General features: G+C 56.5%; 18 protein-coding genes. 14 read left to right on the top strand and 4 right to left on the bottom strand.

Annotation, left to right across the window (positions count from 1 at the left end):
• Nucleotides 1-20 precede the first annotated feature (20 nt).
• Nucleotides 21-473 (top strand): Lrp/AsnC family transcriptional regulator, encoded by a 453-nt coding sequence (locus ACXAGA_RS01065; protein ID WP_475115675.1) that lies wholly within the window; start codon nt 21-23, stop codon nt 471-473.
• A gap of 413 nt (nt 474-886) precedes the next feature.
• On the opposite strand, the gene ACXAGA_RS01060 is transcribed toward ACXAGA_RS01065, so the two are convergent.
• On the bottom strand, nt 887-1096 hold the full coding sequence (locus ACXAGA_RS01060) for a DUF1127 domain-containing protein (protein WP_475115674.1): 210 nt from the start codon (nt 1094-1096) through the stop codon (nt 887-889).
• A 278-nt stretch (nt 1097-1374) separates the two neighbouring features.
• Here ACXAGA_RS01060 and ACXAGA_RS01055 point away from each other — a divergent pair, with 278 nt between their 5' ends.
• The 9 genes from ACXAGA_RS01055 to murD all read left to right on the top strand — a co-directional run bounded on the left by ACXAGA_RS01055 (nt 1375) and on the right by murD (nt 12251).
• Entirely contained in the window at nt 1375-2436 is a 1062-nt protein-coding gene (locus ACXAGA_RS01055; RefSeq protein WP_475115673.1) for an Mrp/NBP35 family ATP-binding protein, read from the top strand.
• Between the two features lie 692 nt (nt 2437-3128).
• Nucleotides 3129-3629 (top strand): division/cell wall cluster transcriptional repressor MraZ, encoded by a 501-nt coding sequence (locus tag ACXAGA_RS01050; protein WP_475115672.1) that lies wholly within the window; start codon nt 3129-3131, stop codon nt 3627-3629.
• Nucleotides 3629-4597: a 16S rRNA (cytosine(1402)-N(4))-methyltransferase RsmH gene (gene rsmH, locus ACXAGA_RS01045; protein WP_475115671.1), complete on the top strand. Its 969-nt coding sequence runs from the start codon at nt 3629-3631 to the stop codon at nt 4595-4597. The genes ACXAGA_RS01050 and rsmH overlap by 1 nt, the downstream gene beginning before the upstream one ends.
• The gene (ftsL, locus tag ACXAGA_RS01040; protein ID WP_475115670.1) at nt 4597-4944 is read left to right on the top strand and encodes a cell division protein FtsL; all 348 of its coding nucleotides are present in this window, start codon (nt 4597-4599) and stop codon (nt 4942-4944) included. The genes rsmH and ftsL overlap by 1 nt, the downstream gene beginning before the upstream one ends.
• Nucleotides 4941-6722: a peptidoglycan D,D-transpeptidase FtsI family protein gene (locus ACXAGA_RS01035; RefSeq protein WP_475115669.1), complete on the top strand. Its 1782-nt coding sequence runs from the start codon at nt 4941-4943 to the stop codon at nt 6720-6722. Before ftsL ends, ACXAGA_RS01035 begins: the two co-directional genes overlap by 4 nt.
• Nucleotides 6723-6740: 18 nt before the next feature.
• On the top strand, nt 6741-8225 hold the full coding sequence (locus ACXAGA_RS01030; RefSeq protein ID WP_475115668.1) for a UDP-N-acetylmuramoyl-L-alanyl-D-glutamate--2,6-diaminopimelate ligase: 1485 nt from the start codon (nt 6741-6743) through the stop codon (nt 8223-8225).
• Nucleotides 8225-9670: a UDP-N-acetylmuramoyl-tripeptide--D-alanyl-D-alanine ligase gene (locus tag ACXAGA_RS01025; RefSeq protein ID WP_475115667.1), complete on the top strand. Its 1446-nt coding sequence runs from the start codon at nt 8225-8227 to the stop codon at nt 9668-9670. Before ACXAGA_RS01030 ends, ACXAGA_RS01025 begins: the two co-directional genes overlap by 1 nt.
• A 3-nt stretch (nt 9671-9673) precedes the next feature.
• A complete protein-coding gene (gene mraY / locus ACXAGA_RS01020; protein WP_475115666.1) occupies nt 9674-10756 on the top strand; it encodes a phospho-N-acetylmuramoyl-pentapeptide-transferase in 1083 nt (360 codons plus the stop codon).
• Between the two features lie 94 nt (nt 10757-10850).
• On the top strand, nt 10851-12251 hold the full coding sequence (gene murD, locus ACXAGA_RS01015) for a UDP-N-acetylmuramoyl-L-alanine--D-glutamate ligase (protein ID WP_475115665.1): 1401 nt from the start codon (nt 10851-10853) through the stop codon (nt 12249-12251).
• Here murD and ACXAGA_RS01010 read toward each other — a convergent pair.
• Genes ACXAGA_RS01010 through ACXAGA_RS01000 form a run of 3 tightly spaced genes read right to left on the bottom strand, consistent with a single transcriptional unit; the run spans nt 12244 to nt 14868 of the window.
• Entirely contained in the window at nt 12244-12747 is a 504-nt protein-coding gene (locus ACXAGA_RS01010) for an NUDIX hydrolase (protein ID WP_475115664.1), read from the bottom strand. The two genes, murD and ACXAGA_RS01010, sit on opposite strands and share 8 nt — an antisense overlap.
• On the bottom strand, nt 12744-13637 hold the full coding sequence (locus ACXAGA_RS01005) for a hypothetical protein (RefSeq protein ID WP_475115663.1): 894 nt from the start codon (nt 13635-13637) through the stop codon (nt 12744-12746). Before ACXAGA_RS01005 ends, ACXAGA_RS01010 begins: the two co-directional genes overlap by 4 nt.
• A gap of 52 nt (nt 13638-13689) precedes the next feature.
• A complete protein-coding gene (locus ACXAGA_RS01000; RefSeq protein WP_475115662.1) occupies nt 13690-14868 on the bottom strand; it encodes a BaiN/RdsA family NAD(P)/FAD-dependent oxidoreductase in 1179 nt (392 codons plus the stop codon).
• Between the two features lie 144 nt (nt 14869-15012).
• Between ACXAGA_RS01000 and ftsW the strand changes: the two genes are divergently transcribed.
• From ftsW to ACXAGA_RS00980, 4 genes are read left to right on the top strand one after another with little or no spacing between them, the layout of a single operon-like run.
• The gene (gene ftsW / locus ACXAGA_RS00995) at nt 15013-16179 is read left to right on the top strand and encodes a putative lipid II flippase FtsW (protein WP_475115661.1); all 1167 of its coding nucleotides are present in this window, start codon (nt 15013-15015) and stop codon (nt 16177-16179) included.
• 2 nt (nt 16180-16181) lie between these two features.
• Nucleotides 16182-17282 carry an undecaprenyldiphospho-muramoylpentapeptide beta-N-acetylglucosaminyltransferase gene (gene murG, locus ACXAGA_RS00990; protein WP_475115660.1) on the top strand — a complete coding sequence of 367 codons (1101 nt, stop codon included), beginning with the start codon at nt 16182-16184 and terminating at the stop codon, nt 17280-17282.
• Nucleotides 17279-18682, top strand: coding sequence for a UDP-N-acetylmuramate--L-alanine ligase (gene murC / locus ACXAGA_RS00985; protein WP_475115659.1), 1404 nt, complete (start codon nt 17279-17281; stop codon nt 18680-18682). Before murG ends, murC begins: the two co-directional genes overlap by 4 nt.
• A 3-nt stretch (nt 18683-18685) precedes the next feature.
• Nucleotides 18686-18952 (top strand): DUF2484 family protein, encoded by a 267-nt coding sequence (locus ACXAGA_RS00980; protein ID WP_475115658.1) that lies wholly within the window; start codon nt 18686-18688, stop codon nt 18950-18952.
• Nucleotides 18953-18956: the final 4 nt, after the last annotated feature.

Below are 18956 nucleotides of genomic sequence, written 5' to 3'. Positions count from 1 at the left end.
ATGCCTAAATTTCGCAACTAATGGCGAAAGAAGATCAGATAAACCAAAAAATATTGCGCGAACTAACGCGTGATGGGCGGATCAGCAACCTTGCCTTGGCGGAAAAGGTTGGGTTGTCGCCATCGGCCTGTTTACGCCGCGTTCAGGATTTGGAATCGCGCGGGGTGATCACGGGCTACCGTGCGCAATTGGCCCCTGCTCAGATGGGGCGTGGTTTCGTGGTTTATGTGACGGTCGGCCTGTCCGAACACACGAAAGAGGCGCAGCTGAATTTCGAACGCGCGATGGACCGCGCGGACGAAGTGACCGAATGCCACAATGTGGCGGGCGCGTTCGAATATCTGCTGCGTGTCGAATGCGCCGATCTGGCGTCCTACAAAGCATTCCACACAGACACATTGGGCACCGTCCCGCATGTGCGGTCGATCACCAGCTATATGGTCATGGGATCACCCAAGGACCTGCGCGCCTAACATCTACATTTCCAGAAAAAGCAAACGGCGGCACCCAGGGAGGAGGAGAGGGTGCCGCCGTGCTATTTGTGCGAACGCTCAGGGAGGAGGAGAGAGCATTCGCTATGTGCGAAACGAGGTGGTCAGGGAGGAGGAGAGACCAGATCGTTTCTGTCACAAGACCCTCAGGGAGGAGGAGAGAGGGCCTCGTAATTCTGTATGCGGCGGGATCAGGGAGGAGGAGAGATCCCGCCGCTAGCTTCTGAACCTTCAGGGAGGAGGAGGAAGGTTCAAAACCGGTTATGTCAATGCGGCAGCACCAGGGAGGAGGAGAGGTGCTGCCGCTTTTGGTACGGCCCAGCTCAGGGAGGAGGAGAGAGCGGACCGTGGGCGAAGGTTCTAGGGAGGAGGAGAAGAACCTTCGTTTTCTATTCTTATGCGCCGTAGGCGGTTTCGATCGCGATGCGTTTGATCATCGAACGCGAGATGCCCAGATCAGCCAATTCACGGTCGGTCAGGTCCGACAGTTCGTTGATTGTTGCGCGGTATGTTTTGTACTGTGCAAAACGTTCTGCCAGTTTAGCGACCAGACCTGCGTTTGCGGTGCCTGCGAAACCGTTGCGTACTTCGTGTGCGTAAGCCATTACATAACTCTCTTCGTATCGTTGCCTAGTGGCAGTCTTTAACTTTGCCCCAGTGTCGGGGTTGGCTGTGTTGCCGTTGAGTTCAATTTGATGTTTTTGCTGCAATCGCACAATTGGGGTTTTCGTCATTGCCGCCATGCAGCAAATGCATACGAAACGCTGACCTATTGTCGCAAAAGCGTATCAAAGGGTGCTGTTCAGCAACTTTACCTTGTGATTTGCTAGGTCAGGACCAGATTTCGCCCATGATTTGGGCGATTTGAAAAATAGGAGCCAGGATGACCCTAAGTAATGCAAATGTTCGCGCGATTCTGAATCAGGTGAAGTCGCCCAGCGGACAAGGGTTGATAGATTCGGACCTGGTGCGAGCGTTAACAGTCGATGCGGATGCAATCCGTTTCGTGATCGAAGCCGCTACGCCCGAGGATGCGCAAGCGCTAGAGCCTGTCCGCCAAGCGGCCGTTGCCGCACTGCAGGCGCAGACGACCATACCTATATCTGCCGTGTTGACGGCGCATGGTCCGTCAAAACCAGCCCCCAGCCTAAAGGTTGGTCGACACCCGACGCCGCAGGCTGGTCCGCAGTCTGTCCCAGGTGTGAAACGCATTATTGCTATTGGTTCGGGTAAAGGTGGGGTCGGTAAATCGACGGTTTCGTCCAACTTGGCGGTCGCATTGGCGCGCAAAGGTAAAAAGGTGGGGCTGCTGGATGCTGACCTATATGGTCCCAGCCAGCCGCGCATGATGGGTGTGTCGGGAAAACCTAAATCCAACGGCAATGATATGATCGAACCCCTGCATGCCCATGGGGTCACTATTATGTCCTTGGGTTTGATGGTCGATCCGGACAAAGCCGTCATTTGGCGCGGCCCAATGTTGATGGGGGCGCTGCAGCAGTTGCTGGGGCAGGTCGAGTGGGGCGAATTGGATGTCCTATTAATAGACCTGCCGCCCGGAACAGGTGATGTGCAGCTGTCATTGTGCCAGAAAACCAACCTGTCGGGCGCGGTCGTCGTGTCCACGCCGCAGGACGTTGCACTATTAGATGCGCGCAAGGCACTGGATATGTTCAAGACACTAAAGACGCCTGTTTTGGGGTTGGTCGAAAACATGTCGACCTTCCATTGTCCGAATTGCGGACACGAGGCGCATATCTTTGGTCACGGCGGGGTCGCTGATGCCGCAAAAGAGCTGGACCTGCCGTTCTTGGGGGCTTTGCCGATTGATTTGGATACGCGATTGGCAGGCGATAGCGGTACGCCTATCGCGATGGGTGACAGTGATATGGCGAAATCCTATGCCGATCTGGCCCAGCGGTTTATCGACGGTGGTATCGTCTAAAATTACACTTTTCGAACATTAGGTTCATGGCGCCGTTCAGAGAAATCTGGGCGGCGCTATTCGTTTGCATAGAATCTGTATCTGAATGAGTAGTCTGGAATCTCATGGAATCTGAGTGGGAAAATCCGAGACTCTCCGAATCACTACGCCGTGATTTTCCGTGATTTATAGGAACGATTGGGGAACATCTTGGGGTGCTGGGGCGCTGTAGGGAAAAACTGGGAAAAAAACTGAATCTTGTGGAACCCCGCGGTTTTGACACCCTATTTACTACATCTAGTGATGCATCGGGATGGTTAATCAAGGTTTCGGTTTGGTTTCTATCCGTGAATCCCCGTGATGGAACCGTGATGTCCATGAATTCCCCAAAAGGTTCCATGAGATTCCAAAAAGTTGTTGCCAGCGCCCAGATCGTCCTGCATATTCATCCCATCGAAAGAGACGTGAATAAAAATACCAAGGGCCGCACTAAATAAGAGCCCAGAGGCGAAATTGCAGGTTTCATACAGGCACACGCTTTTTCGATAGAACATCCGGCGCGCGAGCGAGCAGACATCCCCCCAGGTGGCGCGCGGTGCTGGATTTGCCCGAAAGGGACGGTGGCGGCGGATTGAACAGTGGCAGCAGTTCAATCCGCCGTGCCCATTTCAGGGGCTTGGTTTTAACGGGGGCAGGGAAAGGACCGCAGGACAGTGGTTCAGGCGTTTGAAGGCGAACACCTCCAGAAGGTGGATAAAAAGGGACGCATGTCGATCCCCGCCGATTTCCGTCGCGTCCTGCTGGCTGGCGATCCAGAATCCGCATCCCGCCAGAATCCACGTATGAAAATTGTTTACGGTCAACATCTTAAGCGTCACGTTCAGGTCTACACCATGGACGAACACCAGCGCATTGTTGACGATATCTATGCGATGCCGCGCGAAAAGGCGTTGGATCAAAAACGCATGGCACATCTATATGTGACCCAGTCGCAAACCCTAGAGGCCGACAAAGACGGCCGCGTGATTCTACCCAAATCGATCCGCGAAAAATTGGAAATCGAAGAAGGCGACGTGTATTTCCGTGGCCTTATTTCCAATTTTGAAATGTGGAACGACGACATCTTTAAATCGACCGTTAACGCGGACATTGATGATTGGTTGGGCGATATGGGCGATGATTTCGATCCGCTGTCGTTGTTGGGCGGTGTCTGATGTCAGCGCCGGGTAAACCACATATTCCAGTTTTGATCAGGCCGCTCATTCGGGCGGTCTCTCCTGTTTCGGGTGTTTGGTTGGACGGCACGTTTGGGGCAGGGGGCTATACCCGCGAATTGCTAAAGGCGGGCGCGGACAAAGTGATCGGTGTTGATCGCGATCCGCTGGCCTTTGAAATGGCGGCGCCTTGGGTCGGGGAATACGGTGACCGCATCGAAATGGTGCAGGGCACGTTTTCGAAATTGGACCAATACGCATCGGATCTGGACGGAATCGTTTTGGATTTGGGCGTGTCGTCGATGCAGTTGGATCAGGCCGAGCGCGGTTTTTCGTTTATGAAAGACGGCCCGCTGGACATGCGGATGAGCCAATCGGGCACTTCCGCCGCCGATCTGTGCAACGAAATGGACGAAGCCGATCTGGCCAGCATCATTTATCTATACGGCGAAGAACGCGCATCGCGCCGCATTGCCAAAGCGATCGTTGCTGCGCGTCCTTTGACCACGACCTTGGAGCTGGCAAAGGTTGTTGAATCCTGCCTGCCGCGCCAAAAACCGGGGCAAAGCCATCCCGCGACCCGCACATTCCAAGCGCTGCGCATCGCCGTAAACGACGAATATGGCGAACTGGCCGAAGGTTTGATGGCCGCTGAACGCGCCCTGCGTCCGGGCGGATTGCTTGCCGTTGTGACATTCCATTCCGTCGAAGACCGCATGACCAAACGGTTTTTTCAGGCGCGGTCGGGTCGTACAGCGAACGCGAACCGCTATGCCCCTGAAACGCAACGCGAAAAACCAGCGTTCGACATGGTCGAGAAGAAGGCGATTGGCCCAGATGCCGAAGAGCTAGAGGATAATCCGCGCTCTCGTTCGGCTAAGCTGCGTGTCGCCCGCCGCACGGATGCGCCATCAGGTAACGTAGATCGCAAATCATTGGGCATGCCGATGCTCAAAGGGGAACGTTAATGCGTAGTTTGTTATATGTTCTGGCCGCTTTGGCCGTCATTGGGTCCGCGTTTTGGGCCTATCAGGAAAATTACCAGACCCAAGATTCAATCAAACACGTGCGTCAGTTAAACCGTGATATCGCGACGGCGAATGCGCGGTTGCGGACATTGAACGCGGAATGGGCCTATCAGAACCGTCCTGACCGTTTGCGCGATCTGGTGAACCTGAATTTTGATCGTTTGGGTTTGTTGCCGCTGATGCCCGATGGGTTCGGCCGCGTTGATCAAGTCGCCTATCCGATCGAAGATTTATTGCCGGTCACGGGCCGTATTATCGAAGTGTCCTCTGACGGAGGCGAGTCATGATCCGCACGCCGCTGCGTCCACTGGCCCGTATTCTGAACGCCCGACAACTGGGTCAAAACCCAGACGTGATCGAGGCCGAAAATAAACGCATCCGCAACGAAGCCGTTCGCGACACAGATAAGATTCGCGCAGAAAGCCGCCTGATTGTTCTGTCTGGCTTCTTTCTATGTGCCTTTGTTGCGATCTTGGTCAAAATGGCGGGCATCGCGACCACAGCCCCCGAAGAACCACAGGTGTCGCGCGGCGGTGATCCGATCCTGTCGATCCGCGCTGATATCACCGACCGTCAGGGCCGCGTGTTGGCGACCAACTTTGACACCTATTCGGTCTATGCGCATCCGCGCGACATGATTGATCCGGTGAATGCAGCGGATCGTCTGGCTGAAATTTTCCCTGAACTGGATCACGAACGACTGGTCAAAGATTTCACAGGTGATCGCGCCTTTGTGTGGGTGCGTCGTCAGATCAGCCCTGAACAAATGCAAGCCGTGCATGACATCGGCGAACCGGGCCTGCTGTTTGGGCCGCGCGAAATGCGTCTGTATCCGAACGGGCCTGTCGCGTCGCATATTTTGGGCGGTGCCAGCTATGGCCGCGAAGGCGTAGCATCGGCGGAAATCGTCGGTGTTGCGGGCGTTGAACGTGTGTTTGACGAATTCCTGCGCGATCCCGCGAACGAAGGCGCGCCGCTGCAATTGTCGATCGATTTGTCGGTACAGGCCGCAGCCGAACGTGTTTTGGCTGGCGGTATGACCCTGATGAACGCCAAAGGGGCCGCCGCCATTTTGATGGACGTGCACACTGGCGAAATTCTGTCTTTGGTATCGTTGCCAGACTTTGATCCAAACGACCGCCCAACCGTTTTGACAACAGGTGACCAATCGGACAGCCCATTGTTTAACCGCGCGGTTCAGGGCGTGTATGAATTGGGATCGACCTTTAAAATTCTGGCCGTCGCGCAGGCGATGGATTTGGGGCTGGTGAACCCAGACACGATGATCCAAACGGCACCTGCTATTCGCACAGGTGGCCACACCATCAACGATTTCCATCATTATGGCCGTGAAAATTCGGTCACCGATGTGATCGTCAAATCGTCGAACATCGGCACAGCGCATATCGCTGAAATGATTGGCCCTGAACGCCAGCAGGACTACATGCGCCAGTTGGGTTTTCTGGATATGTCGCCGGTTGAGCTGATCGAAGCATCAGCAGGTCGTCCGCAGTATCCGCGCGACTGGACCATGCTGAACACGATGACGATTTCCTATGGCCACGGTATTGCGGCGTCTCCGTTGCATTTGGCGGTGGCCTATGCGGCGATGGGCAATGGCGGCCGCATGGTGACCCCAACGTTGATCCATGACCCGAACAACCAACCCGGCGAACGCGTCATGACCGAAGCCGCTGCCGCGGCATCTGTCGATATGTTGCGTCAGGTTGTGACCCGCGGCACCGCGTCCTTTGGCGAAGTTGCCGGATACGAGGTCGCAGGCAAAACGGGCACCGCAGACAAGGTGCGCCCGCAGGGTGGATATTACGACGACAAGGTGATCGCGACCTTCGCGTCGGTGTTTCCTGCGTCAAACCCGCAATATGCGCTGATCGTCACTTTGGACGAACCCGAGGATACATCCGGCAGCGAACCGCGCCGCACGGCAGGTTGGACCGCTGTTCCTGTGGCCGCCGAAATGATCCGCCGCGTTGCGCCTTTGTTGGGGCTGCGTCCGATTGTTGAAACTCCTCAGCTTACTGGTGTATCGCTAGAAGCCAACTAATAGGGGGCTGCGATAGCTATGGTAACTTTGGCCGATCTTGGGCTTGCGGGGCAGTCAGCATTTCAGACGGAAATCACGGGTATTACGCTAGATAGCCGCGAAGTCATGCCCGGATTTCTGTTTGGCGCAATGCCCGGCAGCAATGTTCACGGGGCCGAATTTGCGCAAACGGCTGTCGAGAATGGCGCTGCCGCGATTCTGACGGACCGCGCGGGCGAAGCGCGTGCGCGAGAAGCCGCCGAAGGCACCAGCACGGTCATCGTTTTGACCGAAGACCCCCGTCAGGCTTTATCGCGGGCCGCGGCGCTATTTTTCGGCCCGCAACCTGAAACGGCTGTTGCGGTCACAGGCACCAACGGGAAAACATCTGTATCAACATTCTGTCGCCAGATTTGGGGTGAACTGGATTTGGCTGCGGTCAATCTGGGCACCACTGGCGTCGAAGGTGTCTGGTCTCATCCTTTGCGTCATACCACGCCTGACCCAATTACGTTGCAACGCGTTCTGGCCGAGGCGGCGAAAAACGGTGTGACCCATGTCGCCATGGAAGCATCCAGTCACGGTTTGGATCAAAAACGTCTGGATGGTGTGGTGTTGTCGGCTGGTGGTTTCACCAATTTCACACAAGACCATTTGGATTATCACAAAACATTCGAAGCCTATTTTAACGCCAAAATGGGCCTGTTTACTCGTGTCCTCCCGCCAGAGTCGGTCGCGGTCATCAACCTTGATGATCCCAAAGGCGTGGATGTCATGGAAATCTGCGAAATGCGCGGGTTAGAGATTTTGGGCGTCGGGCGCGGGCCATTGGCGCGGCTACAGTTGTTATCCCAACGATTTGACGCGACAGGGCAGGACCTACGATTTGCGTGGCAGGGCAAAACGCATCTGACCCGCCTGAATTTGATCGGCGGGTTTCAGGCCGAAAACGTTATGCTGGCGGCGGGTCTGGTGATCGGCGCGGGCGCAGATCCTGATGACGTGTTCGATGTTTTGCCGCATCTGACTACTGTGCGCGGACGGATGCAGCTGGCCGCGACGCGTGACAATGGTGCCGCTGTTTACGTTGATTATGCGCATACGCCTGATGCTGTGAAAACGGCGCTGCAGGCCATCCGCCCGCATGTGATCGGCCGCATCATTGCCATCGTGGGGGCTGGCGGTGACCGTGACACAACCAAACGTCCGTTGATGGGGCAGGCCGCTGCGGAAAACGCCGATGTCGTTATTATCACAGACGATAATCCCCGATCGGAAGACCCTGCGACGATCCGCAATGCCGTTTTGCAAGGCGCAGAATCCGTGCGCAGTCATGACATCCACAACATTGGCGATCGCGCCGAGGCGATTTTGCGCGCGGTAGATATGTTGGAACCTGGGGATGCTTTGCTGGTCGCGGGCAAAGGGCACGAAACAGGCCAGATCATAGGCACTGATATTCTGGATTTTGATGATGTCGAGGTCGCGTCTCAATGCGTTCTCGCTTTGGATGGAAAAATTTAATGACGCCGTTATGGACAGCAGCCGATGCCGCGCAGGCAACAGGCGGGACCGCGACACATGATTGGTCGGCTTATGGTGTGTCGATCGACACGCGCACAATCAAAAAGGGCGATTTGTTTATCGCGCTTTCCGCCGCGCGCGACGGCCATGATTTTGTCGCCCAAGCGCTGGAAAAAGGGGCCGCTGCCGCAATGGTCACGCATCGTCCTGACGGGGTTGCAGATGACGCTCCGCTGTTGATTGTCGATGATGTCCTGCCAGCGTTGGAAAAATTGGGCATGGCCGCCCGCGCTAGAACAAAGGCGCGCGTCGTTGCGATCACGGGGTCGGTGGGCAAAACCTCGACCAAAGAAATGTTGCGTGACGCGTTATCGCCCCAAGGCAAAACCCACGCCGCAGAGGCATCCTATAACAACCACTGGGGCGTGCCGCTGACTTTGGCGCGGATGCCTGCTGATACCGAATATGCGGTCATCGAAATCGGTATGAACCACCCCGGTGAAATTTCACCTTTGGCAAAAATGGCGCGTCCGCATGTGGCGATGATCACCACCGTTGCCGCCGCTCATCTAGAGGCGTTCGAAGATATCAACGGTATCGCTCGTGAAAAGGCGGCGATCTTCGATGGGCTGGAACCCAAAGGTGTTGCGGTGATTAACGGCGATCTGGACACCACGCCCATCTTGCGTGCCGCGGCTGTGGCGCATGGCGCAAAAATTATTACTTTTGGCGAAATACCTGCAAATCACCACCGCCTGACGGATGTACGCATTCGCGGCGGTGCAACCGTTGCGCAGGGCCGCGCGTGGCGCACGCCAATCATTTTAAAAGTCGGTACCGAAGGTCGCCATTTTGCCACCAACGCCATGGGCGTTGTTGCTGTTGTTGGCGCGTTGGGGGCTGATCGTGTCCGCGCGATGCTGGATATCGGACAGTGGACCCCGCCCGAAGGCCGCGGTACCGCCGAAGAAATCCATTTGGATGCCGCGCGTAGCGGCGAATATTTTGATCTGATCGATGATGCATTCAATGCAAACCCGACGTCCATGACCGCGAGCCTAGAGGTGTTGGCCTCTCGTGATCCGCGCCACGGCATTGGCCGCATTTCCAAAGGCCGTCGGATTGCGATTCTTGGCGACATGCTAGAGTTGGGGTCGGACGAGTTGAAACTGCACGCGGCATTGGCGGACGATCCGTCGATGGGTGAAATCGATGTTGTCCATTGTGTTGGCCCGCGCATGCGCAGCCTGTTTGACGCGCTGACAGATGAACAGCGCGGTCATTGGGTGGAAAAACCGGAAAAGCTGGTCAAAGACCTATCCCGTATCGTCGATAGTGGCGATGTTGTCCTAGTCAAAGGGTCAAAGGGCAGCAAAGTCAGCACTCTCGTTGACGCGCTGCGCAAATTGGGGCAACGCAAATCCAAAGACGAAAACGAGGGCTGAGACATGTTGTACCTGCTAACGGCGCTTTCTGACGGCGGCGATTTTTTTAACCTGTTCCGGTACATCACCTTTCGTGCGGGCGGCGCGTTTATGACGGCTCTGATCTTTGGTTTTGTGTTCGGCAAACCATTGATCAACGTGCTGCGCCGCAAACAAGGCAAAGGCCAACCCATCCGCGCTGACGGCCCCGAAGGCCACTTTGCCAAGGCAGGCACCCCCACCATGGGCGGTCTGTTGATCGTTGGCGCGTTGACGTTTTCGACCGTTTTGTGGGCCCGTATGGACAACCCATTTGTGCTGATGGTGCTGTTTGTAACCCTGTGTTATGCGGCCATCGGGTTCACCGATGACTACGCCAAGGTCACAAAACAATCGACCGATGGCCTGTCGGGCAAGGCGCGATTGATCGCTGGTTTCCTGGTCGCAGCCATCGCCGGTTTCTGGGCAGCTAGCTACCACCCCGAAGGCCTTTCTAACCAACTGGCATTCCCGATTTTCAAAGACATGTTGCTGAACCTGTCGTTCCTATTCGTGCCATTCGCGATGCTGGTTATCGTGGGCGCGGCGAATGCTGTGAACTTTACCGATGGTTTGGATGGTTTGGCTGTGATGCCTGTGATGATCGCTGCTGCAACGTTCGGGATCATTGCGTATTTCGTTGGCCGTGCCGACTTTACCGAATATCTGGACGTGCACTACGTCGATGGTACGGGCGAGATTACGATTTTCTGCGCGGCTCTGATCGGCGGCGGTTTGGGGTTCCTGTGGTACAACGCCCCGCCTGCGGCTGTGTTCATGGGCGACACCGGATCGCTGGCATTGGGCGGCGCTTTGGGCGCAATTGCTGTGGCCACGAAACACGAAATCGTGCTGGCGATTGTTGGCGGTCTGTTCGTGATGGAAACCCTGTCGGTGATTATTCAGGTGGCGTATTTCAAACGCACAGGCAAACGCGTTTTCCTGATGGCGCCGATCCACCACCACTACGAAAAGAAAGGCTGGAGCGAGCCGCAGATCGTGATCCGGTTCTGGATCATCTCGCTGATCCTCGCGATGATCGGCCTTGCGACACTGAAAATTCGTTAATCAGATTGGGCGGCCCTTGGGTCGCCTTTTTCTTGTCCTTGCGCGGGCAGGGACGGGGCGGTAATTGCATCGGTAACTAATCAGGGGATGCGGCATGATACCAGTTTCGGGATACGGCGGACAAACAGTTGGAGTTCTGGGGCTGGGCCGTTCGGGCCGCGCCACGGCCAAGGCATTGGTCGCAGGCGGCGCGCAGGTTATCGCGTGGGACGACAGCGCAACTGGCCGCGACGCAGCCGAGGCTGAGGGCATCGAAATCCGCGATCTGACGAAATCAGGTGCTTATGATGGCGTGTCGGCTCTGATCGTATCGCCTGGCATTCCGCATCTGTACCCCGCGCCGAACCCCGCCATTGCGGCGGCTTGGGATGCAGGCGTGCCTGTCGACAACGACATTGGCCTGTTTTTCCAATCCTATGCGACCGACGATTGGGACGGGTTCGATATCACACCCAAAGTCATCGCAGTTACAGGATCGAACGGGAAATCCACGACCTCGGCCCTGATCCATCACATCCTGACGTCGGTTGGCCGCCCGACCCAGTTGGCGGGCAACATAGGGCGCGGCGTGCTGGACATCGACCCTGCCGTTGACGGCGAAGTCGTCGTGCTGGAACTGTCGTCCTATCAAACCGATCTGGCGCGGTCGCTGACCCCTGATGTGGCGATCCTGACCAACCTGTCGCCTGATCATCTGGACCGTCACGGCGGTCTGGGCGGGTATTTCGCCGCCAAACGCCGCCTGTTCGCCGAAGGCGGCCCCGACCGCGCGATCGTCGGCGTTGATGAAAACGAAGGCCGTTATCTGGCAAACCAACTGGCCACCGCGATGTCGGACGACCGCGTGATCCGCATTTCGTCTGGTCAGAAACTGGATAACGACGGCTGGAACGTCTTCGCTCGCAAAGGTTTCCTAAGCGAATACCGCAAAGGCCGTCAGGTCGCGAATATCGATCTGCGCCCGATCGCTGGCCTGCCTGGTGCGCATAACCACCAAAACGCCTGCGCGGCCTATGCCGCCTGCCGCACGCTGGGCATTGCGCCACGCGTTATTGAAAACGCGATGCAGACCTATCCCGGCCTTGCGCACCGCAGCCAATTGATCGCCGAACGCAACGGCGTGCGCGTGATCAACGATTCCAAAGCGACGAATGTGGACAGCGCGGCAAAGGCATTGCAAGCGTTCAAAAACATTCGCTGGATCTGCGGCGGCCTGCAAAAAGAGGGCGGACTAGACGCGCTAACCCCGCATCTGGGGAACGTCGCCAAAGCCTATGTCATAGGCCGCGAGGCCGAAGAATTCGCGCGTCAGTTAACGGGCGTTGATGCCGAAATCTGCACCACAATGGACCGCGCTGTCGCTAGCGCATTGGCCGAGGCACAAAGCGGCGACACCGTCCTGCTGGCCCCCGCCTGCGCAAGTTTCGACCAATACGACAATTTCGAAAAACGCGGCGATGCGTTTGTGGACGCGGTGAATGATCTAATCAAATAAATCCCTTGGCTTTGGCCAAAGTAATAGTCGCGAGCGTAAACCCGTCTTCGATCTGTCCCGATGCAATGTCTGTCCACAGCTGACGAAGTGGAACAAACAGTACCTCTTGGGCTTCGTTCGTATGGGGGGCGACTGGCGTATCTGCTGGGATTGAAACGAAAAAAGCTGATATTCGCGATGACAATATAGCCGTGTTTGGGCGTAGGTGACCGATGTATTCAAACAGCGTTTCATCTACGTTTAATCCGGTCTCTTCCAGCAATTCACGTTGTGCGCATTGCACGGCCGTTTCGCCTGAATCCGCGTATCCTCGCGGAATTTCGAACGTAGATGGCTCTGCATGTTCAAATTGGGCGGGGCGTTGCATTTTTAATGCCGCTACGGTGTCGCCGCGCAGGCAAAGAACGACAGCGCCCTGCGTGCTGTTGGGTTCTTCTAACCAATGGTAATTGCCTTCACGCCGTACGCGGAACCAATTGTTTTCGTAGAGGATCATTTGATTTCTACTCCGATCTTGCGGCTAATCACTTTGTTCAATCCGAACCAATTTTTCCGAGAGGCCCAATCGTGGCCCTTTTCAGTTGCTTTGTCTTCAATGTAACTGATCGCTTCGTCCGTTAGGAATTTCATCAGCTGGCCCGCCCCCATGGCGGTGATCAGATCAAAGGCTTTCATGCCGTAACCGATATATTCATATTGTTTGCGTAAGCTGCGCAAACGAATTCCGGTGTCCAAAAATGCAGCCGGAATAGTTTCGATGCCCGCCATCTGGTCCAGCGCAAAGGCTTCGCCGTGGTCAATGAATAGCCCGTGATAGGCGGTATCGATCACCTCTAGCTTGAACGACGATTGCATCTCATGTGGTAATTCTTCGGCGGCCTGATACCACATGGATCTAGAGTTCAAGGCAGGTGCCATCTGCAACAGATGTTCTAAAGGCTCCTGATATTCTGGGCTTTTTTGTTGGAAATCCTTCAGCGTGCTGCTGGTTATGATGCTATCGCTTAGGGCCGTTGGCTGCAGGGATATGTTGCCGATTTTCAGGCCATAGCCCCGTATAATTCCGTCGAGCGTGGACAATTCATCCTTTAAATCCCAACGTTCCAGCCGTGATAGCTGACCCTTGGGGGTGCCTTTGTAACGGTTAAGGATGTAACCTTCGGGCAAGGAGTCAAAAAAGGCAGAGATGCTTTCAGAGCCATTCGACCATGGCGACCTGATTTGCAGCGTTCCTGCGCCATCCCCGTCGAACCAGCGCCGTACATTGGGGCGGGACAGGACCTCGATAAACGCTGGGTTGTCGAGCAGCAGCGAAGGCGTCAGCACCACGCCGCCGGTCAACAAAACCCCAAGCATGAAACGTTTTTCGATTTCTTGTATAGCCAAGCGCCGCACAGGGTCGCAATTGGCAAGAAACATGGGTGATTTTAACAGCATTCTATGCGCCGCTGATCGCGGTTCCCGCAGCATAGGCCGATGCCCATGCCCATTGGAAATTATAACCGCCTAGCCAGCCGGTGACATCGACGCATTCGCCGATGAAATACAGGCCTTTGTGGGTTTTGGATTCCATGGTCTTCGATGACAGGTAATCGGTGTCGACGCCGCCCAATGTGACCTCGGCGGTGCGGTAGCCTTCGGTGCCGGATGGTTTGACGTGCCATTGGCGCAAGGCCGTTGCCAGATCGTCAATCCGTTTGTCGGACCATTGGGCGCAGACGTCCGTCAGTGCAAATTCATCTGCCAGATGGTCGATCAGGCGGGACGGTAGGACGCTGCCCAAAACCGTGGTGACCGCCCTGCGCGGGTGATCAGTGCGCGCCTTTTTCATATGGGCGACGATGTCGATTGTGGGGATCAGGTTGATGGTGATGTCTTCGCCTTCGTGCCAATAGCTGGACACCTGCAGCATCGCGGGGCCGGACAGACCGCGGTGGGTGCACAGCAGCGCGTCGGCGAATTCCGGCCCATCGTTTGCGCGCGCCAGCACAGGCGCCGAAATGCCCGAGATGTCCGCGAACCGCGCGTCCGAAAATGTGAACGGGACCAATGCAGGGCGGGTGTCTGTCACAGGAATTCCGAAATCTTCGGCGATTTTGTATCCGATGCCCGTCGCGCCCATTTTCGGGATCGATTTACCGCCCGTTGCCACGACCAGATTGTCGGATGTGATCACCATGTCCTGCCCGTCTCGGGTCACGCGGGTGCGGTATTGGCCGTCAAACGTCACGTCGATCACGGCGGTTTTCAGCCACAGTTTCGCGCCTACTTTGTCCATCTCAGACCGCAGCATGTTGATGATATCTTTGGCAGAATTGTCGCAAAACAACTGGCCTTGGGTCTTTTCGTGCCACGCGATGCCATAGCCCGATACCAGCCCGACGAAATCCCACGGCGTATATCGCGCCAGCGCCGATTTGCAGAAATGCGGGTTTTGCGACAGATAGTTTTTCGCGGTGGTTTCCAGATGCGTGAAATTGCACCGACCACCGCCCGAAATGCGGATTTTATCGCCTGCGGTTTTGGAATGATCCACAACCAGCACGTCATCGCCTGCGTGGGCCGCGCAGAACATACCGGCGGCACCGGCACCCAATATCAGCGTTTTAACTTTCATAATCGTCAAGTCGCGCGAATTGCCCGCCAAATCAAGCGCCGATTTCCCCGTTATTTTCCCTAGCGTTTGTAGCTCTGCGTTGCTAGAATCACCCTCAGATCCGGCAAACGGACGATTTTGAGGCAATTAGCGGTAATTAGGTCCATGACAGAGATGGTTTATGGGTCGATCCCAGTGCAAACTGGTGATCCGATCCTTCCTCGTTGGTGGCGCACCATTGATAAATGGACGCTGACCTGTGTGATGATGTTGTTTGGCGTTGGCCTATTGTTGGGCTTTGCGGCGTCGCCGCCGTTGGCTGCGCGCAACAATCTGGACCCGTTCTATTACGTGATGAAACAGGCCCAATTCGGCGGTCTGGCGATGATCGTGATGTTTGTCACATCGATGATGTCGCCCAAATTGGTGCGCCGTCTGGCGACATTGGGGTTCATCGCGGCGTTCATCGCGATCATGCTGCTGCCCTTTATCGGTACCGATTTCGGCAAAGGCGCGACGCGCTGGTTGTCGCTGGGCGGTATGTCGGTGCAGCCATCTGAATTCCTGAAACCCGGTTTTATCATTGTCGCGGCGTGGCTTATGGCTGCCTCGACCGAGGTTGCGGGCCCTCCGGGGAAACAATATTCGTTTGTTTTGACGGCGGTGATCTGTCTGATCCTAGCGTTGCAGCCTGATTTCGGTCAGGCCTGTCTGATCTTGTTCGGATGGTGCGTCATGTTCTTTGTCGCGGGGGCACCGATGCTGTTGCTTGTGGGCGTGGCTGGTGCGACCGTTTTGGCGGGCAGCTTTGCCTATATGAATTCCGAACACTTTGCGCGCCGGATCGACGGGTTCCTAAACCCCGAAGTCGACCCGCGTACCCAGCTGGGTTACGCCACAAACGCCATCCGCGAAGGCGGCCTGTTCGGCGTTGGTGTCGGCGAAGGTCAGGTTAAAATGAGCCTGCCTGACGCGCATACCGATTTCATCATCGCCGTTGCTGCCGAAGAATACGGTATGATCCTAGTTCTGGCGATTGTCTCGCTATATGCGGTGATCGTGATCCGGTCGCTGTTTCGCCTGACCAAAGAACGCGATCCGTTCATCCGTCTGGCGGGCACGGGTCTGGCCTGCATGTTTGCGGTTCAGGCGATGATCAACATGGGCGTTGCAGTGCGTTTGCTGCCTGCGAAAGGCATGACTTTGCCGTTTGTGTCCTATGGCGGGTCGTCTGTTATCGCATCGGGTATTGTCTGCGGCATGCTTTTGGCGTTTACCCGCAGCCGTCCTCAGGGACAGATTGGTGATATTCTGATGAGAAGGGGCCGCTAAGTATGGCACCACTATTGGTCATCGCCGCCGGAGGCACCGGCGGCCATATGTTCCCTGCCCAAGCCCTAGCCGAAGCGATGCTGGCAAAGGGGTGGCGGGTACAGCTGACCACCGACGCGCGGGGCGCCCGATATGCGGGCGGTTTCCCTGATGCGGTCGAAATTATTGAACTGAAATCGGGCACCTTTGCCCGTGGCGGCGCGGCTGCGAAACTAATGGTGCCGTTCCAGATTGCGGGCGGCGTTGTTTCGGCCGCGTTCCGTATGATGCGCAGCAAACCTGCGGTGGTTGTCGGCTTTGGCGGGTATCCGTCGATCCCTGCGATTGCGGCGGCGACCCTGCTGGGCAAACCGCGCATGATCCACGAACAAAACGGTGTTCTGGGCCGTGTGAACCAGATTTTCGCCAAACGCGTGGATGCGATTGCCTGTGGCACATGGCCAACGACATTGCCCGAAGGCGTCGAAGGTCAGCACACCGGCAACCCCGTGCGCAGCGCCGTTCTGGACCGCGCGGGGGCAGGGTATATTGAGCCGGGTGACTACCCGATGTCGATCCTGATTATGGGCGGATCGCAGGGCGCGCGCGTTCTGTCTGATCACGTGCCGGCGGCGATCACGTCCCTGCCTGAACACATCCGCCAATACGTCCGCGTCATCCAACAGGCCCGCCCCGAAGACATGGATCGCGTCACTGCGGCCTATGCAGATGCTGGCATGCAGGCCGATGTGGAACCGTTTATTCACGACGTTCCAGAAAAAATGGCCGAAGCGCAGTTGGTTATCAGCCGCTCGGGCGCGTCATCCGTTGCGGATATTTCCGTTATCGGGCGTCCTGCGATTTTGGTGCCTTATGCTGCCGCGACCGCAGATCACCAAACCGCCAACGCCCGCGCGCTGGTCCAATCGGGCGGAGCCATCTTGATGCCCGAAAGCCAGCTGACCACCGACAGCCTGCGCGAACAAATCGAATTGGTTCTGTCGAACCCCCAAGGCGCCGCGCAAATGGCCGCAGCCGCGCTGTCGTGCGGTATGCCCGACGCCACAGAAAGACTTGTCAGCCTCGTAGAAGAGCTGGCCAATAAAAAGAAAGTACAGTCATGAACGCAGCACGTACCAAACTGCCCACCGATGTGGGTGCCATCCATTTTGTCGGCATTGGCGGTATCGGTATGTCGGGTATTGCCGAAGTTCTGGTGAACTTTGGCTACACCGTTCAGGGCTCTGACGCGAAAACATCGAAAATCACAGATCGTCTGGCATCCATGGGCGTCACCATTTTCGAAGGTCAGTCATCGCAAAACCTGAACGACGCGCAGGTTGTTGTGATTTCGTCGGCGATCAAACCAGGCAACCCCGAACTGGACGAAGCCCGCCGTCGCGGCCTTCCGATTGTGCGCCGCGCCGAAATGCTGGCCGAACTGATGCGCTTGAAATCTAACGTGGCTGTTGCGGGCACCCACGGCAAGACGACGACCACAACGATGGTGTCGGCGCTGCTGGACCACGGCCAACTGGACCCGACCGTTGTGAACGGCGGTATCATTCACGCCTATGGGTCGAACGCGCGCGTTGGCGAAGGCGAATGGATGGTGGTCGAAGCGGACGAATCCGACGGCACGTTCAACCGTCTGCCCGCGACCATCGCGATTGTGACCAACATCGATCCTGAACACATGGAACACTGGGGCAGCATCGAAAACCTGCGCCAAGGGTTCTATGATTTCGTGTCGAACATCCCATTCTACGGCGTTGCGGTTTGCTGCACCGACCACCCAGAGGTTCAGTCGCTGGTCGGGAAAATCAGCGACCGCCGCGTGATCACCTATGGTTTTAACGCGCAGGCTGATGTGCGCGCCGTGAACCTGACCTACAAAAAAGGCGTGGCGCATTTCGACGTGGCCCTTCAGGCCGAAGATGACGTGATCGAAGGTTGCACCCTGCCGATGCCGGGCGACCACAACGTATCGAACGCATTGTCGGCAGTTGCCGTTGCCCGCCATCTGGGCATGAAAAAGGATGAAATCCGCGAAGCTTTGGCCAAATTCGGCGGCGTGAACCGTCGTTTCACCAAAGTCGGCGAAGTTTTGGGCGGCGTGACCATCATCGACGATTACGGTCACCACCCTGTCGAAATCGCTGCCGTGCTAAAGGCCGCGCGCCAAGCGTCCGAAGGCCGCGTGATCGCCGTGCACCAGCCGCACCGTTATAGCCGTTTGCATTCGCTGTTTGATGATTTTTGCGCCTGTTTTAACGAAGCCGACGTTGTCGCCATCGCCGAAGTGTTCGCAGCGGGCGAAGACGTGATCGAAGGCGCAACGCGCGACGATCTGGTTGCGGGTTTGATCCGCCACGGTCACCGCCACGCCCGCGCGATTATTTCCGAGGATGATCTGGAACGTCTGGTGCGCGAACAGGCCCGCCCCGGTGACATGGTCGTATGTCTGGGCGCAGGAACAATCAGCGCATGGGCCAATAACTTGCCGAAACGGATCAAGGACTAATCAATGACAGGATCGATCTGGGCGGCACTGATTTGGCTATTGGCGGCGAATGTCGCTGGTTTGCTGCCCAGTCGTGATAATCATTGGACGCGCGCCTATGCGCTGATCGGGGTAGGTGTGCCAATCCTGATCTGGCTGATGTTTGATGGCCAATGGCTGGCGGCCGCTGGGTTTTTCGTCAGCGCTTTGTCGGTTCTTCGCTGGCCTGTGATTTATTTGGGTCGGTGGCTGCGTGCCCGCGTGGTTGGCTCTGGCGCAAAGACGGATTAAACGA

Source organism: Marivivens sp. ABH4_498 (genome assembly GCF_056160585.1).
Note: the sequence above shows the minus strand (reverse complement) of the source record. Positions and strands in the feature narration are given on the sequence as shown.

Excerpts from the sequence above, each read along its gene's own strand:
- ACXAGA_RS01065 (WP_475115675.1), top strand. The coding sequence starts at position 21 with ATGGCGAAAGAAGATCAGATAAACCAAAAAATATTGCGCGAACTAACG.
- ACXAGA_RS01060 (WP_475115674.1), bottom strand. The coding sequence starts at position 1,096 with ATGGCTTACGCACACGAAGTACGCAACGGTTTCGCAGGCACCGCAAAC.
- ACXAGA_RS01055 (WP_475115673.1), top strand. The coding sequence starts at position 1,375 with ATGACCCTAAGTAATGCAAATGTTCGCGCGATTCTGAATCAGGTGAAG.
- rsmH (WP_475115671.1), top strand. The coding sequence starts at position 3,629 with ATGTCAGCGCCGGGTAAACCACATATTCCAGTTTTGATCAGGCCGCTC.
- ftsL (WP_475115670.1), top strand. The coding sequence starts at position 4,597 with ATGCGTAGTTTGTTATATGTTCTGGCCGCTTTGGCCGTCATTGGGTCC.
- ACXAGA_RS01035 (WP_475115669.1), top strand. The coding sequence starts at position 4,941 with ATGATCCGCACGCCGCTGCGTCCACTGGCCCGTATTCTGAACGCCCGA.
- ACXAGA_RS01030 (WP_475115668.1), top strand. The coding sequence starts at position 6,741 with ATGGTAACTTTGGCCGATCTTGGGCTTGCGGGGCAGTCAGCATTTCAG.
- ACXAGA_RS01025 (WP_475115667.1), top strand. The coding sequence starts at position 8,225 with ATGACGCCGTTATGGACAGCAGCCGATGCCGCGCAGGCAACAGGCGGG.
- mraY (WP_475115666.1), top strand. The coding sequence starts at position 9,674 with ATGTTGTACCTGCTAACGGCGCTTTCTGACGGCGGCGATTTTTTTAAC.
- murD (WP_475115665.1), top strand. The coding sequence starts at position 10,851 with ATGATACCAGTTTCGGGATACGGCGGACAAACAGTTGGAGTTCTGGGG.
- ACXAGA_RS01010 (WP_475115664.1), bottom strand. The coding sequence starts at position 12,747 with ATGATCCTCTACGAAAACAATTGGTTCCGCGTACGGCGTGAAGGCAAT.
- ACXAGA_RS01000 (WP_475115662.1), bottom strand. The coding sequence starts at position 14,868 with ATGAAAGTTAAAACGCTGATATTGGGTGCCGGTGCCGCCGGTATGTTC.
- ftsW (WP_475115661.1), top strand. The coding sequence starts at position 15,013 with ATGACAGAGATGGTTTATGGGTCGATCCCAGTGCAAACTGGTGATCCG.
- murG (WP_475115660.1), top strand. The coding sequence starts at position 16,182 with ATGGCACCACTATTGGTCATCGCCGCCGGAGGCACCGGCGGCCATATG.
- murC (WP_475115659.1), top strand. The coding sequence starts at position 17,279 with ATGAACGCAGCACGTACCAAACTGCCCACCGATGTGGGTGCCATCCAT.
- ACXAGA_RS00980 (WP_475115658.1), top strand. The coding sequence starts at position 18,686 with ATGACAGGATCGATCTGGGCGGCACTGATTTGGCTATTGGCGGCGAAT.